The sequence below is a fragment of the Streptomyces sp. NPDC002730 genome (assembly GCF_042888805.1).
GTDB lineage: Bacteria > Actinomycetota > Actinomycetes > Streptomycetales > Streptomycetaceae > Streptomyces.
The window spans coordinates 501873-517310 of record NZ_JBIAQG010000004.1; the positions used below are offsets into that span (position 1 = coordinate 501873).

Genomic DNA, 15438 nt, shown 5'->3' on the forward strand with positions numbered 1-15438 from the left:
CACCGTTACCGTTGCCGCGATCCTGCTCCGCCTCCGCTCGTGCCCCTGGGGCAGCCCTCAGGCCTTCGGCTGGGTGAAGCGAATGCTGTTGCCGAAGGGGTCGCGGAGGCCGCAGTCGGTTCCGTACGGACGATCGGTGGGTTCCTCGGTGAACTCCACGCCCCGGCCCAGCAGCGTCTCGTACGTCTTGCGGCAGTCGTCCGTGCTGAAGATGAGATGGCCACCCATCACCCCCTTGGTCACCAGCTCGCGGACCTGCTGCGCCGTCTCCTCGGACATCGCCGGAGCGCCCGGCTTCTCCAGCAGGATCTGGCGCTCCGGGTGACCGGGGATGCTCACGGTCAGCCAGCGCATGAAGCCCAGGTCGACGTCGGCGTTGACCTCCAGGCCAAGCTGGCCGACGTAGAAGTCGAGGGCCTCGTCCTGGTCGAGGACGTAAAGCTGTGAGTGCGTGATGGCGTTGAACATGTGCATCACGCTACCGGGCAAGCCGGACGAAAACTTATCCAAAACTGCTCAGTCGACGGAGGGTACGGGCAGTGCGGACGGTCAGGAGCTCGGCCGCATCCACGCCATCGTGAAGCACGTCGGTACGCCCGTGGCCGCCGCTTCCTTGCGGTACGTCCTCGGTGACCGACCGACGATGTCGCGGAATGTGCGGCTGAAGGTTCCCGGGCTGCCGAAGCCGACTTGGAAGCAGATGTCCGTCACACTGCGGTCGGTCTCCCGCAGCAGGAACATCGCACGCTCGACACGGCGGCGCTGCAGGTAGCGGTGCGGCGTCTCGCCGAACGTGGCCCGGAAGGTGCGCGTGAAGTGCGCCTCCGACACATGGGCGATCCGGGCCAGCGCCGGGACGTCCAGCGGCTGCGCGTAGCCGCGGTCCATCGCATCCCGTGCCCGAAGCATGCGGCGGTTGGACTCTTCTGCAGCGCGGCTCACAGCGCCATCACACCACGGTTCTCCGCCGTCCGTGACAGATCCGGTGACCTATCGCTCCGCCTCTTCCCAGCGCAAGGTGGTGCACCACGACGGCCGCGCCCAGCAGTACTGCCGACGAGATCGTCGTGCCAATGGCCGACACGCCTCCGCGGCTCACGGAAGCCTGTCGGCCATGGTGGCCAGTCGGTGCGTCATATCGTGACGCCCGGCTGGGACCTCGCCGGTTGACGGTGTCAGGCCTGTGCGTCCTCAGGGATGGAGACCAGCCACCTCGTGTCACGGCGCGGCCGCAGGTAGAAGACCCAGTACAGGGTGGCGACGGCCGTGATCCCTCCGGTCCACAGCAGGTAGGTCATTTCCTGCTGGCTGAGGATGTACGCGAGCACGGCGATCAGCAGGACCGGCATGGCGGGCCACAGAGGCATCCGCCAGGCCGGCTGGGCGGCGTGCGATCCACGGCGGGCGAGCAGTGCGGCTACGGCGACCAGGAGGTACATGCCGGTGACGGAGACGCCGGTGACGCCGTAGAGGGTGTCCAGGTTCACGAAGCACAAGAGCGCTCCGGGAACGCCCACGACGAGCGTGGCGACCCAGGGGGAGCCGAAGCGGCCGAGCTTTGAGAGCGCGTTGTTCACGGGCTGGGGCCAGGCCTTGTCGCGGGCCGAGGCGAACAGGACGCGGGAGTTCTGGATGACCATGACGATGCCCGCGTTGATGATCGCGAGGGCTACGCAGAGGCTCACGAAGGTGCCGACGGCAGAGTTGCTCCACGCGGTGACCATGCCGCTGATGTCGCCGCTCGTGAGGGCCGCGAGGTCAGGGGCGCCCATGGTGATGGCGATGACCGGCACCAGGATGATCACGGCGGAGATGGCGAGGGTGGTGAGGACGGTGCGGGCGACGTTGCGGCGCGGGTTGTCCAGTTCCTCGGAGAGGTAGACGGCGGTGGAGAAGCCCTGCGTGACGAAGAGCGCGATGGCCAGCCCAGAGACGATCAGCATCGCCGTGACCGGGTCGGTCCTTCCGTCGGAGCCGGCCACCGTCAGGTCGACGAGGCTGCCCGCGCCGCGCTCGGAGTGCGCGAAGCCGAGGACGGCGACGACGGCCGCGGCGATCACTTCGAGCACCAGGAAGACGCCGGTGATCCAGGCGTTGGCCCGCAGGTCGAGCAGGCCGGCCAGGGTGGCGAGCAGCATCACGCCGGCGCCGGCGTAGGAGGGATTGAGGTGGACGATCGGGGCGAGGTAGTCCGCCGTGCCCATGGCGATCACGGGCGGCACGATCACCACGACGAGGAGGGACAGCACGAAGACGAGCCAGCCTGCGAGCCGGCCGGCCAGGGTCGACACCATGGCGTACTCGCCGCCGGCGCTCGGGATGAGGGTGCCGAGTTCCGAGTAGCAGAAGGCGACGGCGATACAGAGCAGCGAGCCGATCGCGATGGTGAGCGCGGTCGCGGTACCGAGGCTGGAAAACAGGTCGGGGACAACGACGAAGAGGGTGGAGGCGGGCGTCACGCAGGACAGCGTGAGCAGAGTGCCGCCCACCACACCGATGGAGCGCTTGAGCTTCTGAGGGCTGCTGCCATCCGCCGCCTCGGGCACTTCAAGGACTGCGTCGGGGACGGGTGTGCGAAGCGTCTCGGTCATGGAGTGGTGGTTCCGATCGATTCGTGCGACGGGTGTCGAGCGGGAGCGCTATCGCCTCCGGGCGGCTGTGTAATGGGTAGAACCTGCTCCCGAGGCGCCATGGAACCCCGCGGAAACCGCAACGTCAACGGTCATTTACCTACGGAATCCGTAGCTACGTCTCGATCAGATTTTCGCCACTTCCATGGCAGTCCGCGCCATAGGGTTCGATTGAGCAGACTTGGGTGGGTCATGACCATGCAATCGAAGCCATTCTGGATCACTGGCTTCCGTCACCCGTTTTGTGATGCTGTTGCGATATCCGAAGCGGCAGTCCATAAACTCGGCGTGATCTGTCCACTGTCCGGACCGCGCCCGCAGCCCGCCGGTCGCCGCGCCCAGGCATGCCTGGCCGACGGTATCGGAGCACCATGAAGGCATGGTCCGAGCCAACGAGGAGGTCGAATCACTCCTGGAGGAGTACGCCGACCTGATCGCGATCAGCGGTGGGGATGCCTTCAAGGCGCGTGCCTACGAAAAGGCCGCCCGTGCCGTCGGCGGCTACCACGCGGACGTCTCGAAGCTCGACGCCAAGGGCCTGCGGGACATCCCCAACGTGGGCAGATCGATCGCCGACAAAATCGTCGAGTATCTGCAGTCCGGTCACGTCGCCACCATCGAGGAGACCAGGGCATCGATCCCCGCCGGCGTCCGCGAACTGATCACCATCCCCACGCTCGGGCCCAAGAAGGCCATGATCCTGTACGAGGAGCTGGGCATCACCTCCGTGGACCAGCTGCTGGACGCCATCCGCGAGGAGACGCTGCGCGACCTGAAGGGCTTCGGTGAGAAGACCGAGGAGAACATCCTCCACGGCATCTCCCTGATGCAGGAGGCCGGCGGTGGCCGGATCCTCATCAGCGCCGCGATGGACATCGCGGAGCACATCGTCTCCGAACTGTCCGGGATCCCCGGATGTGAACGGTGCACCTACGCGGGATCGCTGCGCCGTATGAGGGAGACGATCGGGGACATCGACATCCTGGTGGCGGCGGAGCGGTCGGCGCCATTCATGAAGGCCCTGAGCAACCTTCCGCACACGGCCGAGGTCATCGCGCACGGGGAGAAGAAGACGTCCATCCGTACCACCAAGGGCCTCCAGGTGGATCTGCGGGTCCTTCCGCCCGCATCCTGGGGAGCGGGACTGCAGTACTTCACCGGATCCAAGGCGCACAACATCCGCACCCGCGAGATCGCGGTACGCCACAAGCTCAAGCTCTCCGAGTACGGGCTCTTCCACGCCGAGAGCGGCAAGAGGATCACCGCGGACACCGAGGAGGACATCTACGCCAAGCTCGGCCTGCCCTGGATACCGCCGCCCCTGCGTGAGGACCGGGGGGAGATCGCGGCAGGACTGCGCGGCGAACTCCCCGACCTCCTGGCCGAGAACGACATCAGGGGTGACCTGCACACCCACACCGACCTCACCGACGGCCTCGCCCCACTGGAGGACATGGTCGCCGCCGCTGCCGATCGCGGCTACGCGTACTACGCGATCACCGACCACGCTCCGAACCTCTATATGCAGCGCATGACCGACGAGAAAATCCTCGCGCAGCGCGAGCGCGTACGCGAACTCGACCGGAAGCACCACGGGATGCGGCTTCTGCACGGGACAGAACTCAACATCGGCCCGGAAGGGGAGGTCGACTGGCCGGACGACTTCCTGGAGGGCTTCGACCTGTGCGTGGCGTCTGTCCATTCACACTTCAACCAGAGCCGACAGGCGCTCACCCGTCGGCTCGTACGCGCCTGCGAGAACCCGAACGTTGCCATCATCGGCCACCCCACCACTCGCCGGATAGGTAAGCGCCCCGGCATAGACGCCGACTTCGACGCGGTCTTCGAAGCCTGCGCGAGAACGGGCACCGCCCTGGAGATCAACGCGCATCCGGAGCGTCTCGACCTTTGCGACGAGGACATTCTGCGCGCGAAGCGGTACGGCGTGAAGTTCGCGGTGAACTCGGACGCGCACTCCACCACGCATCTGCCGTACATGCGCTACGGAGTGGGCACGGCGCAGCGCGGATGGCTGACGAAGGACGACGTCATCAACACATGGCCGCTTACCAAGCTGCGACGATTCCTGCGCAAGGTTGGCGCTCCGGCGTAGGAATCACGAGCGCCGCCGCCCTGCCGCTGGTGTCGGCCATGAATCCGGCGCTGGCTGCGCGGCTACGCGGGGCGCCGGTGCAGGGGGCGGGGCTTTGGACGGAACGGGCTGGGGAGGGGCAGCGTCGCCCAGATGGTCTTTCCGTACGGCAGCGTCGGGGACCAGGACCACGTGTCGCTCAGCGCGTCGATCAGTGCAAGCCCTCTGCCCCCGAGCGCCAGGGTGTCGGGGTCGCGCGGGCGCGGCGGATCCGGGCTCGGATCGGCCACGGCGCAGACGAGATGTCCGGGATGCCGGAACAGGCCCAACCAGAGGGGGTAGTCCTCGGCATCCGCCGCAGTGTTGGTCAAGGCGTGCTGGACGGCATTGGTGACGAGTTCGCTGACGACCAGCTCCGTATCGGGAACAAGCGGTTGCAACGCCCACCTGTTCAGGGTCATGGTGACGAACTGCCGTGACTGACGCGCGTTCTGGAGCCGGCCGTCCAGGCCGCAGGCGGCGAACAGGCCGGGGCCGGAGCATTCGTCGTTGCCGAGGTCCGTTGAGTCCGCACACAGGCCTTGGGGCAGCGGTGTTGTCTCGCGAACGTCACGCCGACGAGGCACCTCTTGCTCGACCCTCATCGTCGAAGAGGCTGACATGTGAGTCGTCACTGGTCATGTCCCCCTGCAGGCTTCGGTGTTCGATGCTGCGGCAGCCGATGAAGGACGAGTATTGTCGAGCGCGCCCCGAGAATGCAATTGCATCTGAGATTGCATGGCTGGTTCCGGGGCGAACGAATGTACGAGCGGGGAGGGGCTGGCGGGCATGGAGTTCTCCAACGGCATACAGGTGGGTGCGCTGAATTCGGTGACGTGGATCAAGAGCAGTCACAGCAACGCCACGGGTAACTGCGTGGAGATGGCGGCTCTGCCGGACGGCAACGTAGCCGTGCGCAACTCCCGCGATCCGCAAGGCCCGACCCTCGTCTACACCAGGGAGGAGATCGCTGCCTTCGTGGCGGGAGCCCGAGCCGGCGATTTCGACTCCATGATTGGCTGAAAGAGAGTGGTGGCCGACCGGTTCCCCCTGGCTTGCTCCTGCTGTGCTCGATAATGTCGTGGTCTTCTCATAATCCGCAGGAGCGCGCGATGGCTGCAGCTGTACCGAGCCCGTCGTTGTTCGTCGAGTCGCTGGGCGCGGTTGAGAGCAACCCGACCGCCCTGAAACTCATTCTGGGCGGCAAGTTGCGCCAGCTGCGCATGAGCGCTGGACTCGACCCGTCCGGCGTCGACACCAGGCTGGGCTTCTCCCGGTCGAAGACCAGCCGGATTGAGCTGGGTCGGCACGGTTGCAAGCCCGCTGACGCTCTGGCCCTGTTGAGCCTGTACGGGGTGAGCGATGAGGAGCGTGTCGCTGAGTTCCAGCGGCTGGTGGAGCAGTCACGTCGGCCGGACTGGTGGCGCTCGTTCAGCGATGTCCTGTCCGACTTCTTCGCTCCGCTGGTCGCCCTGGAAGGGGCGGCGGCCACCATCCGTACCTACGAGCCGTTCTATGTACCGGGCCTGCTGCAAACGCCCGCGTACGCACGTGCGGTCATCAGCTCCGGCCCCGCCCACCTCTATCCGCACGACGTCGGGCGACGGGTGGACCTCAGGCTGGAACGGCAGCGGCAGCTCGATCAGCCGGACGCGCCCCGTCTGTGGGTGCTGATCGACGAGTCCGTGCTGATGCGCACGGTCGGCGGACCGGAAGTGATGCGCGGACAGCTCGAGTATCTCGCCGCGATAATGGAGCAGCGCCGTGTGGTTCTGCAGATCGCTCCGCTGGATGTGACCGCCTCGGCCGGCGTCGGCACGGGCGTGACCTATCTGCGCTTCGCACTCGGCGAGCTCAAGGACGCCGTCTACATCGAGCACCTGACTGACAGCACGTTCAGCCAGAAACCGCAGGTCGTCGAGCAGTACCGCGACATGCTGGACCGGCTCGGGGCGTGCGCCCTCACTCCCAAGGAGTCGATCGAGCTGATCCGGGAGCGCCTGTCCGGCTCGTGACACGGCAGCGTTCCGGGTGGGATCCCGCGAGGCGCATCCCACCCGGAACTGTCGATGCGGAGGGCGAGTTGGACGCCGGCGCTAAGGGAGCCGAGCGACGCCGCCCCACTCGATCCATTCATCGGTCAGCTGGGCGGGCGCGAGGTCGGAGTCCGGTCGCCAGGTCGACACTTCCACCAGGCCCGGTTCCAAGATCTCCAGCCCGGTGAGGTACTCCGCCACTTCGTGCTCCTCGCGGACGCGCCCCCAGTGACCTCCGGTGGCTTCCGCCATGAAGTCGGTGACGAACTTCCGGATTTCGGGCCGGTCGCTGACGAGCTGGCAGACGACAAGGAAGCTTCCAGGCGCGAGGCGTTCCGCAACCCGACGGACGAGGGCGCCCGGGTCGGACTCATCCGGGATGCAGTGCATCACCGACACGAACAGAGCAGCGACCGGCTGGCTGAAGTCGATCAGCCGTGTCGTCTCCTCGTGACCGAAAATGGCTTCCGTGTCCCGCATGTCGGCCTGGATGACGGCGGTGCGGTCGTTCTCTTCCAATAGAGCTCGACCGTGTGCCAGCACAATCGGGTCGTTGTCGACGTACACCACTCGCGAGGCCGGATCGACCGCCTGGGCGACCTGATGGACGTTGTCCTGGGTCGGGAGACCGGAGCCGTGGTCGATGAACTGGCGCACGCCGTACTCGGCGGCCAGCAGACGTACCACACGCTGCAGAAAACGACGGTTGTTGACGGCCAGCGTCTTCGTGCTGGGAACCTGAAGCAGCAACTGCTCGCAGGCCTCACGGTCGGACTGGTAGTTGTCGTCGCCCCCCAGATAATAGTCGTACATACGCGCCACGCTGGGCACCTTCGTGTCGATGGCGTCCGGGCGCCACGACTCGCGTTTCATCCAGTCCTCACCCGCATCTTCGGCAATCAGGTCATGTAAGGCGACCATGCTATGAGTAGCCGGGAGGGCGGTGCAGGCGATGCGTGGGACGAGCGAGATCGAGGCATGTTTTCGGCCACACCGCGGAGTTGAAGAGGTGTAGCCGATCGTCTCCACGGCCCCCATGTGCAGGTCTTGTGCGGCTTGGTGCACGATCTGGAGGTGCGTGGGCACAGTGATGCGCCGATGGTCAGGGTCCTTCGGCGCTGTGAGCGTGAGGGGGGTTGGTCGGCAGATGTCCGGTGGGACGGGTGTTCGGCATGACGTTCTTGAGAGGCGCCGGGACGGCGAGGGCGAGGCTGTCGCTGACGAGGGGCCGGGCGTGGCGCGTGAGGGCGTCCGGGGGCGGTTGTACGGTGCGTTGAGCTGGCTGGTGCGTTTTGTGGGGGGCACGCTGCTGGGGGAGTGGCGTGGTGTTGTCGTGGAGCCGGTGCGGGGGCTTGTGCGCCGTGGGGTGGGCGGGGTCTCGTTGGCGTTGCTGGCGACGTTCGCGGTTATCTTCTTCCACGCGATTCACGTGACGCCGAGGGGTGCGGTGGTGGTGCGCCTGCTCGGCGAGGTGCGTGCTGACCTGCCGCTGCCTCTTGCCTTGTTGCGGACTCCTGTGTCGCTGTTTGTGCCTGCGCTGGATCTGCCGGTGTGGGCGGGCATTACGCAGTTGTTCCTGGCGTTCGCGCTTGCCGAGCTTTCGCTGGGCCGTACCCGGACGCTGGTGGTTGCGTACGCTACGACGCTGGCCGGCACGCTCAGCGTGCGGGTGATGATTGCGCTCGGTCCGGGGTGGTGGGGGCTGGGGCTGCCGCCTGAGGTCGGGCAGGTGCTTGACACGGGGCCGTCTGCGGCGGTGGTGGGCCTGTTCACCTACCTCGCGGTGGTCCGGCGGGCGCCTGTTCTGTTCGCTTTCACCGGTGGCTCCATGGTGCTGGAGTCGGTCGTCAAACCCAATCTGGCCGCTCGTGAGCACTTGATCGCGATCGGGGCCGCGATCGTGTTGGGGCTGCTTCACGGACGCTTCCGAATGCGTCCGCCCAGGGATGAGGCGGTGCTGCCGGACGGGGGACGGGTCGGACTTCGGCGACGTTTGATGCGTAGTTCTGGATCACCTTCCGCGCCGGAGCCACGGAAGGCCACCGAAAGCGGGTCCCGCTTCCACCACAGGGTGTGAGGCCGGTTCGGCGGACCCAGGGTGGTCGCCGGGAGCGGGCGCTCGCGCAGGAGCAGACCGGCGGTCACCGCCACCGCGGCGGTGAGGCTGTGGACACCGACCTGCTGATCCGCGCATTCACGGCGTGGAGCGAGCCGACGCCCTGGCAGACCCGGCCCTACGGCACGGTCGACGAGCCCGTCGTAGCGCGGCTCGGCCGCTTGCTGGAGCTGCCGGATCTGGAACCCGCGGTGCGCTGCAGGCTGTTGGATGCCTACGCCGCCGAGCTGTCCGACGGACAGGATCCGCGAGTGCGGGCCGCCGCCGAGGAGGCCGTCGTCCTCGCCGAGGGCCTTGGGGACCCCGGCCTGAAGGCGCTCGCACTCGCCACGTTGGCCCGGCCCGCGAGCTCGACACCGAGCTGGAGTGGCGCGGCGAGCGGGCCGAGCTGGGGGAGGAGCTCGACCGCCTCGGCATCAAACACGATGTGCCCATATACCGCTGGTACGGGCTGTTCACCCAGTCGACCGCCGCGGCAGTCGATGGCGACGTCGCCGGGGCGTACCGCCTCACCGACGCATGCCTGCTTCAAGGTCTTCGCGACCTTCCGCGCGATGGCGATGGCGATGGTCAGGCTTGGCGAGACGAAGGGCGCCGAGGAGCTGTACGCGTCCCTGCTGCCCTACCGCGACGCACCGCCGCCCTCCTCGGGTTTCACCTTGGCCATCCGGCCGGTTGCGTACGCTCGGCGAACTCGCGAGGCTCCTCGACCGCGACGACGAGGCTGCCACCCACTTCGCCCGTGCGACCACCATCGCCGAACAGTGGAACAGCTCATTGGGGATCACGGGGTGACGGGCGTGAGGAGGCCGCCGAGGGCGTCAGGCGGAAGACCGGGCCTGGCTCTTCTCATCAGGGGCTCTGTAGCCGGGAACAGAAGGCCAGCGGACTGTGATCACGACAGATTCTTCCTCCGCGTACCAGGAGTGCTCCACATCTCGGCCCCACACGACGTAGTCGCCAGGTTCGGTCAGGAGCACGCTGCGTCCAGGCAGATCAACGCGGAACTGGCCACTGATCAGGACGAGCAGAGCTGTACGCGCCTCGCCCGTCACCCACTGGGCACGCTCGTCACCGCGCGGGTGAACACCCCACTTGATCTCAACGGCCTCGCTGTGCCGGGGATCGCCGGTGTCCTTGAAGTGTCCCAGCAGCCATCCTCGGTCCATCGCCGCGTCTCGGCCTGCATTGCCCACGTACACACTGTCGTTCATGCACGCGGACGGTAGCAGCCAACCATCTTGCTGCCTGCGATGGGCGTGACCAGTACTTTCGCAGCAGACCCCAGTGCTGAGAAGAGCCGAGCTGCTGTTCAGGGTCCTGACGGAGCGCGAGGAGAAGAACAACGTGGCCATTGCCTTGAACGAGTCCTTCGTCAGGCGCACTTGGGCCGGTGAACTCGTGGGGAATGCAGCCGAAAGATCACAGGTTCGGTGACGCCGGCGGAGGGGGCTGTGCCTGGTCCAGGGGCAGAAGGGCAAGAACGTGACCGTTGTGCTGGTCCGTGGTGAGCCTGGCGTCGTTTCGGCGCAAGGCGGCGATTGCCCCGAGGTTGGTGGCGGTGGTCTCGGCGACCACGAGGCGTGCGTCTGCTCTCGCTGCTTCGTTGAGGAGTGCCCGGAGGGCGGCGGTGCCGATTCCGCGCCCGCGTGCGGAACGTGCAAGCCACATGCCTGTTTCGAGCACCTCTTGACTGTCGCGGCAGGCCAGCCGTGCTGATCCGATGATTTGCCCGTCGGTGAGGATCGCGAATGTGCTTTCTCGGAGCGGACCGGCCAGTCCCGGCCGGCGAGCCCGATGCCAGGCCCGGAAGGCGCCCTGCCGTGCCGGCGTCCAGCCCGGCGGACCGGCCACGGGTGGCATGACCTCGCCGGGTGCCGCTTCGTTGACAGCCACCGCGAGGAGCCCTTGGAGCATCTCCTCGTCGACGTGACGCAATTCCACCGTCACGATCACAGCGATTCCTCTCCACTCTGTGAGCCAAGCCGACTCTCAAGTCACTTGGTGCTGTCTTTCGATCATCGCGTTCTGCCGATCAGCGTGCCAGGGGTTTTAGGGGTCGGCGCAGGAAGCTGGGCCGGGGAACCATGACCGACCTGCCGCGAGGCGTAGAAGTCGTCCCAGTGCCTCACATCGGGCAGCCGCGCTTCTGCGCCAGTGCCGACCTGACTCTCGTCAGAGGTTGTCAGCGCTACCGGCCATAGCCCACCCGACCAGGAGTGCACTATGGCCCGCAGGATCCCGTCGCCACCGTGCGAGGTGGAGGAACTGATACCCGAGCTGGCCGGTCTAGCCGGACGACGACCCTGCTGTACCCGAGAGGCGGGACGCCGGGCGTGCACGACAGTTCCATCGGCGGTCCGCTGCTGCGGCCGGCCGACGAACCCTGGCCGTTGTGTGCCGACCCGGGACACTACAAGCCACTGCGTCAGCCCACGCCAGTCGTCGGCCCCGAGCCGGTAGCGATGGTGCCCGCTGTGCAGCTCCATGCCAGGGATTTCTTCGTCTGCCGCGGTTGCCCCGACATGCCCGGCGCGCACCGCTACGACTGCTGAAACGGCGCAGCACGGCCTCGCGGGAAACGATCGACAGTCCGGCGCGAAGCGATTTTCAAGCCCGGGACGCCGCAGACCAGACCTACCCGAGAAACAACCGGGCGTTGATACGCGGCCGTTCAGTTGAGCAGCTCCCCGGTCCGACCGGTTCACTCGAGCGACCTTGTGCCCGGCACGTCGAAGTCAGGCCGGTGAGGGCGCGCTACGCACCAAAGCACAGGCTTCGCGGCGGCCGGGTGGGCACCCGGCCGCCGCGAGGACAGACACGCTCAGCAGTGCGAAATGACCTTGCTCCAGTCGGCATACAGGCCGGTCGTCAGGTAGTGGTCGTTCACATAGCCGCCGGACAGCGCGCCGCCGGTGTCGGCGAAGAACCAGTACCGATTGCCGGTGCCGTCCGCGTCCACCGCACCCTCCGTCCAGCAGTTCACGATCAGCTGGTCGCCGTTGTGGCCGTGGTAGTACGGATTCCGTCCGTGCTCGTAGTCGGGCGCGTTCTGCAGGCCGAGGAAGGACCCCGGGTCGATGGCGGTGACCCGGGCGCACCAGTCGTTGGGATTGCCACCGATGGAGCATTTGTAGAGTCCCTGCTTCGGCGGCGTTGGTGCCCCCGCGCATTCCGGCACACCCGGAATCCACGCGGGTCCGCGCAGGTAGAGATTGCTGATCCAGCCGTGCTGGAGTGGCAGATACGACCAGACGTCGTTGGTGACGCCGCCGTCCGTCACCGACTCGCCACGCTTCTGGCAGGCGACGTAGACGGTGGTGGGTCCGGGAAAGCGGTGGGTGACGTCGGCGTCCCGGGTCGGCGCGGTCCGTACGTTGACATTGCTTGCCCACATGTCGACCGCCGTCGTACCGGGCGGCGGTCCCGGCGGATTGGGCGGCGGGTGCACGATGTTGCGCTGCGCCACCGCCGCGGCCACGGCGCGCTTGGCGACCTGGGCCGCAACCCGCGCGCCTTCGCGGTTCTGCCGCTCGATGACGGGATTGCCGTCTGCACGGGCGTTGTCGCGGTAGGCGATATGCGGCGGGTTGGTGGTGCCGTCGTCGATGCTCTGCGCGAATTCGAGCAGCCAGTTGCCCTGGCCGGGACGACCCGGTTTGTTGCATACGAGGTCGTCGATCCGGCAGACGTCGAAATACCGACCGTCGCCCAGCATCCCGGCGAACACCGACGGCACCGGGACGCGCTGCATCAGTCCGCCTCGGTCGACGGTGGTCTCCCCCGGTTGGTAGTCGGGCCTGAGGGTGAGCATCTGGCCGTTCTGCGCCATCCCGATCTGCCCGTTGTAGCGGGAGGCATCACCGATCGTGATGGCGGCACCCACCGCGGCGGAGCGGACCTGGTCGCCGACGACATCGGAGGCGGCGAGAGCGTTCTTGATGACCTGGCCGCCCTGGGAGTACCCGGTCAGGACGAGCGTCGGGCGGCTGGGGCAGGACGCGTAGAACTGGATCTCGCGGACGAGTTCGTCGCGCCCTTTCCTCATGGAGGTCCAGTAGTCGTCGGGCCCCGGGTTATCACCCAGGAAGGGCGGCCAGGGAAGATTCCAGTCGATGGCCGAGGCGGGATAGGGGAGATTGCGGGCGGAGATGTCGCTCGCGGGCACACCCTGCGCCGTGAGTTCCTTCTTCACCGCCCTGACATAGGTGTCGTTGACGCCGACGGAGCCGTAGGGAGTGGTGACCCCCTCTTTCACATATTCCGCCGTGCCATAGGCGTTGATGATGACCCAGGGCTTGTCGCAGTTCATCGCCGGCTGCGGCGGCGGTGGCAGGGCGGCTGCTGCGGAGGCGGCGGCGAGTTGCGTCGCCGTCAGCAGTCCCGCCAGCAGACCGAGGACCGCCATGAAGAGCGCCCAGCGCGGCCCTGGATTTCTTGTCTCACTCAGATCAATCGGATTCCGCAGATTTCTCAGTGTTCTCATGTGTCGTTCCCCCTAGTTGGGCCCCACCGGTTTCAGAGGGCCTCGCCAGCAGCGAACGGCACGAGCTGACACCCACCAAGGGACAGCCCGTACGGTAGGCGGGTCCGCGGCGCGCACGGACCCCGACACATGTCAGGTCCGTTCGGGCGGGGCCGGGTCAGCATGTGCAGTCCCGCTGCTTTCGCGTCGAGCAGACTGCCCGAGACGCGGGGGCCGCACCATCATTTCCATGTGGATCAAAATGACCACCAACCGGGCTGTCCCTCGCGAGGCTCTCGGAGGCGTACACACGGCCGCTCTCGTGCCGGCAGGAAGACCGGACTCACCTGCGAGCGGTGGCCTACCGGATGCCCGGCTCGCTCAGCGAGGCCGATGACGCCGTCCAGGAAGCCTGGCTGCGCATCAGTCGCGCCGGCACCAGCAGCGTCGAGAACCTCACCGGGTACGTACTGCCAACGAATCCCTGACGCAGGTCACTAGCCCGTTCGCCGTCCTTCTCGTGTTTCCTCCGGCGTGACGGTCTCTGCTCCGGTGACCTGCGTAAACGATCAAGCGAGAGCGGTCACTACGCCTGCCTGGGTGACGCGTATGGCGATGCGTCATGTTGCGGAGCTGACGGACTGTCGGTTGCCTCGGGAGCGGAGCACAGCAGAGGCGCCGCGCAGACAGGCCGGACACTGCTCCGTTGGAGGATCCTCGTGCGTAACACACATGTTGGTGTAGGTATCGGCCTGGTTCTCGGTGCCCTTTGCCTGTCGGTCCCGGCCGCTTTCGCCGCCGGTGACTCAGGCCTTGACATCGGCCCGGGGAGCGCTTCCCCGGGCTCCACGGTCACCGTCAGCACCACGGCCTGCGGCCCGGACGTGACCTATGGCAAGGGCGAGTCGGAGGCCGGAGGGGCGTTCCACCTCTTCGAAGGTGACGGTGAGGGTGTGCTCACCGGCGAGTTTCAGGTCCCGGAAGGGACTGAGCCCGGCAGCGACACAGTCACCGTGAAGTGCCCGCCGCGGACCAAGGTCACGGATACGTACCAGGTCACGGGCCGCCAGCCGAGCGGCTCGGTCGACGCCGGCTTCGAGCCGGCCAAAGACAGAAGTACGCAGTACGCCCTGGGCGGTGTGCTGCTCGCCGGAGCCGCCACCGCGGGTGTGGTCAGGAGACGCCGACGCCTGAGCGGCATCCGAACCTGACTGCCCAACTCCCACCGTATCGGCCCGGACCCGTATCGGCCCGGACCCGTATCGGCCCGGACCCGTATCGGCCCGGGGCCGCCAGGACCCCACGCCACCCCGCCGCGAAGCAGAGGCTCAATCGCGATGGAAACAGGGCACAAGACCAGCGCTTGCCCACACTCGTCCACCCCTTCAGTCAGGTTCCTGGCCTGCGCGCTGATGGCCGGAATCGTGCTGGTGATCAGCGGGGCACGCGACGAGCAGCCACCGCAGCCGTCGGCTGCCCAGGCCTTCTCCACCTCTGTACGCCCAGCCCGCAGCAGCACCGCCTCAGCCGCGGGACGCGCCGTCCAGCCGCTTCCTCCGTCGAATCCGGTCCGGCTTCGGGTCCCCGCCATCGGCGTGGACGCCCCCATGACAAGACTGGCTCTCGACGCGGCAGGGAGGCTGCGGCCGCCGCCGGCCGACCACCCCAGCCGCGCGGGCTGGTACGGCGACGGCACTGCTCCCGGCTCGGTAGGAACAGCCGTCACCGCCGGGCACGTGGACACGCCCACCGGCCCCGGCGTCTTCCACGGCCTCGGCGCCCTGTCCAAGGGCGACACGATCGAGATCAGCCGGGCGGACAGGCGCGTGGCCGTGTTCGCCGTCGACGCCGTGGAGGTCTACGACAAGAAGAAGTTTCCGAACGAGAAGGTCTATGGCGGCTCCGACGTGCCTGAACTGCGGATGATCACCTGCGGCGGCAGTTACACCAAGCGCACCGGCTACCGGGGCAACGTCGTGGTCTACGCGACGCTGACGGCGGTGAAACAGCCCGCCCGACCGTCAGGGTCCTCCGCGCTGAGGTGAGCGGCGGGTGATCGG

The 15438-nt window shown here is 67.2% G+C and carries 15 protein-coding genes and 2 pseudogenes; 9 read left to right on the plus strand and 8 right to left on the minus strand.

Translation table 11 applies throughout. From position 1 onward, the window contains the following. Window positions 1–57: 57 nt before the first annotated feature. From ACFYXH_RS13320 to ACFYXH_RS13330, 3 genes are all read right to left on the minus strand, one after another. Window positions 58–468 (minus strand): VOC family protein, encoded by a 411-nt coding sequence (locus tag ACFYXH_RS13320; RefSeq protein ID WP_389562187.1) that lies wholly within the window; start codon window positions 466–468, stop codon window positions 58–60. Between the two features lie 81 nt (window positions 469–549). Further along, the gene (locus tag ACFYXH_RS13325) at window positions 550–942 is read right to left on the minus strand and encodes a helix-turn-helix domain-containing protein (protein WP_389562188.1); all 393 of its coding nucleotides are present in this window, start codon (window positions 940–942) and stop codon (window positions 550–552) included. A 233-nt stretch (window positions 943–1175) separates the two neighbouring features. After that, complete coding sequence (locus ACFYXH_RS13330) at window positions 1176–2591, minus strand: APC family permease (protein WP_389562189.1); 1416 nt, start codon at window positions 2589–2591, stop codon at window positions 1176–1178. A gap of 418 nt (window positions 2592–3009) precedes the next feature. Between ACFYXH_RS13330 and polX the strand changes: the two genes are divergently transcribed. After that, window positions 3010–4743 carry a DNA polymerase/3'-5' exonuclease PolX gene (gene polX / locus ACFYXH_RS13335; protein WP_389562190.1) on the plus strand — a complete coding sequence of 578 codons (1734 nt, stop codon included), beginning with the start codon at window positions 3010–3012 and terminating at the stop codon, window positions 4741–4743. Between the two features lie 62 nt (window positions 4744–4805). On the opposite strand, the gene ACFYXH_RS13340 is transcribed toward polX, so the two are convergent. After that, window positions 4806–5366, minus strand: a complete 561-nt coding sequence (locus ACFYXH_RS13340; protein ID WP_389562191.1) for an ATP-binding protein — start codon at window positions 5364–5366, stop codon at window positions 4806–4808. A gap of 184 nt (window positions 5367–5550) precedes the next feature. Between ACFYXH_RS13340 and ACFYXH_RS13345 the strand changes: the two genes are divergently transcribed. Both ACFYXH_RS13345 and ACFYXH_RS13350 read left to right on the plus strand, forming a co-directional pair. Then, entirely contained in the window at window positions 5551–5784 is a 234-nt protein-coding gene (locus ACFYXH_RS13345) for a DUF397 domain-containing protein (RefSeq protein ID WP_389562192.1), read from the plus strand. An 89-nt stretch (window positions 5785–5873) separates the two neighbouring features. Then, entirely contained in the window at window positions 5874–6776 is a 903-nt protein-coding gene (locus ACFYXH_RS13350) for a helix-turn-helix domain-containing protein (protein WP_389562193.1), read from the plus strand. Between the two features lie 81 nt (window positions 6777–6857). On the opposite strand, the gene ACFYXH_RS13355 is transcribed toward ACFYXH_RS13350, so the two are convergent. Continuing rightward, window positions 6858–7670, minus strand: coding sequence for an SAM-dependent methyltransferase (locus tag ACFYXH_RS13355; protein WP_389562259.1), 813 nt, complete (start codon window positions 7668–7670; stop codon window positions 6858–6860). A gap of 361 nt (window positions 7671–8031) precedes the next feature. Here ACFYXH_RS13355 and ACFYXH_RS13360 point away from each other — a divergent pair, with 361 nt between their 5' ends. Continuing rightward, window positions 8032–8874 carry a hypothetical protein gene (locus tag ACFYXH_RS13360; RefSeq protein ID WP_389562194.1) on the plus strand — a complete coding sequence of 281 codons (843 nt, stop codon included), beginning with the start codon at window positions 8032–8034 and terminating at the stop codon, window positions 8872–8874. Between the two features lie 860 nt (window positions 8875–9734). Here ACFYXH_RS13360 and ACFYXH_RS13365 read toward each other — a convergent pair. Beyond that, window positions 9735–10127 carry a signal peptidase I gene (locus tag ACFYXH_RS13365; RefSeq protein ID WP_389562195.1) on the minus strand — a complete coding sequence of 131 codons (393 nt, stop codon included), beginning with the start codon at window positions 10125–10127 and terminating at the stop codon, window positions 9735–9737. A gap of 79 nt (window positions 10128–10206) precedes the next feature. On the opposite strand from ACFYXH_RS13365, the pseudogene ACFYXH_RS13370 reads away from it, so the two are divergent. Further along, window positions 10207–10287 (plus strand): annotated as a pseudogene (locus tag ACFYXH_RS13370) (AAA family ATPase); the annotation flags it as partial. A gap of 48 nt (window positions 10288–10335) precedes the next feature. On the opposite strand, the gene ACFYXH_RS13375 reads toward ACFYXH_RS13370, so the two are convergent. Continuing rightward, the gene (locus tag ACFYXH_RS13375; protein ID WP_389562196.1) at window positions 10336–10863 is read right to left on the minus strand and encodes a GNAT family N-acetyltransferase; all 528 of its coding nucleotides are present in this window, start codon (window positions 10861–10863) and stop codon (window positions 10336–10338) included. Window positions 10864–11249: 386 nt separating this feature from the next. Between ACFYXH_RS13375 and ACFYXH_RS13380 the strand changes: the two genes are divergently transcribed. After that, window positions 11250–11468 carry a hypothetical protein gene (locus ACFYXH_RS13380; protein WP_389562197.1) on the plus strand — a complete coding sequence of 73 codons (219 nt, stop codon included), beginning with the start codon at window positions 11250–11252 and terminating at the stop codon, window positions 11466–11468. A 269-nt stretch (window positions 11469–11737) separates the two neighbouring features. Here ACFYXH_RS13380 and ACFYXH_RS13385 read toward each other — a convergent pair whose 3' ends face one another. Next, entirely contained in the window at window positions 11738–13399 is a 1662-nt protein-coding gene (locus tag ACFYXH_RS13385; RefSeq protein WP_389562198.1) for a cutinase family protein, read from the minus strand. A 257-nt stretch (window positions 13400–13656) separates the two neighbouring features. On the opposite strand from ACFYXH_RS13385, the pseudogene ACFYXH_RS13390 reads away from it, so the two are divergent. The 3 genes and pseudogenes from ACFYXH_RS13390 to ACFYXH_RS13400 form a co-directional block, all read left to right on the plus strand. Next, a pseudogene (locus ACFYXH_RS13390) lies at window positions 13657–13848 on the plus strand (sigma factor); the annotation flags it as partial. A 249-nt stretch (window positions 13849–14097) separates the two neighbouring features. Next, complete coding sequence (locus tag ACFYXH_RS13395; protein ID WP_389562199.1) at window positions 14098–14589, plus strand: sortase; 492 nt, start codon at window positions 14098–14100, stop codon at window positions 14587–14589. A 201-nt stretch (window positions 14590–14790) separates the two neighbouring features. Continuing rightward, window positions 14791–15423: a class F sortase gene (locus ACFYXH_RS13400; RefSeq protein ID WP_389562200.1), complete on the plus strand. Its 633-nt coding sequence runs from the start codon at window positions 14791–14793 to the stop codon at window positions 15421–15423. The last annotated feature ends 15 nt before the right edge of the window (window positions 15424–15438 follow it).

What these genes read in the sequence shown, in the direction of transcription:
- ACFYXH_RS13320 (WP_389562187.1), bottom strand. Translation starts at nt 468, where the DNA reads ATGTTCAACGCCATCACGCACTCACAGCTTTACGTCCTCGACCAGGAC.
- ACFYXH_RS13330 (WP_389562189.1), bottom strand. Translation starts at nt 2,591, where the DNA reads ATGACCGAGACGCTTCGCACACCCGTCCCCGACGCAGTCCTTGAAGTG.
- polX (WP_389562190.1), top strand. Translation starts at nt 3,010, where the DNA reads ATGGTCCGAGCCAACGAGGAGGTCGAATCACTCCTGGAGGAGTACGCC.
- ACFYXH_RS13340 (WP_389562191.1), bottom strand. Translation starts at nt 5,366, where the DNA reads ATGAGGGTCGAGCAAGAGGTGCCTCGTCGGCGTGACGTTCGCGAGACA.
- ACFYXH_RS13345 (WP_389562192.1), top strand. Translation starts at nt 5,551, where the DNA reads ATGGAGTTCTCCAACGGCATACAGGTGGGTGCGCTGAATTCGGTGACG.
- ACFYXH_RS13350 (WP_389562193.1), top strand. Translation starts at nt 5,874, where the DNA reads ATGGCTGCAGCTGTACCGAGCCCGTCGTTGTTCGTCGAGTCGCTGGGC.
- ACFYXH_RS13355 (WP_389562259.1), bottom strand. Translation starts at nt 7,670, where the DNA reads ATGAAACGCGAGTCGTGGCGCCCGGACGCCATCGACACGAAGGTGCCC.
- ACFYXH_RS13365 (WP_389562195.1), bottom strand. Translation starts at nt 10,127, where the DNA reads ATGAACGACAGTGTGTACGTGGGCAATGCAGGCCGAGACGCGGCGATG.
- ACFYXH_RS13385 (WP_389562198.1), bottom strand. Translation starts at nt 13,399, where the DNA reads ATGAGAACACTGAGAAATCTGCGGAATCCGATTGATCTGAGTGAGACA.
- ACFYXH_RS13400 (WP_389562200.1), top strand. Translation starts at nt 14,791, where the DNA reads ATGGCCGGAATCGTGCTGGTGATCAGCGGGGCACGCGACGAGCAGCCA.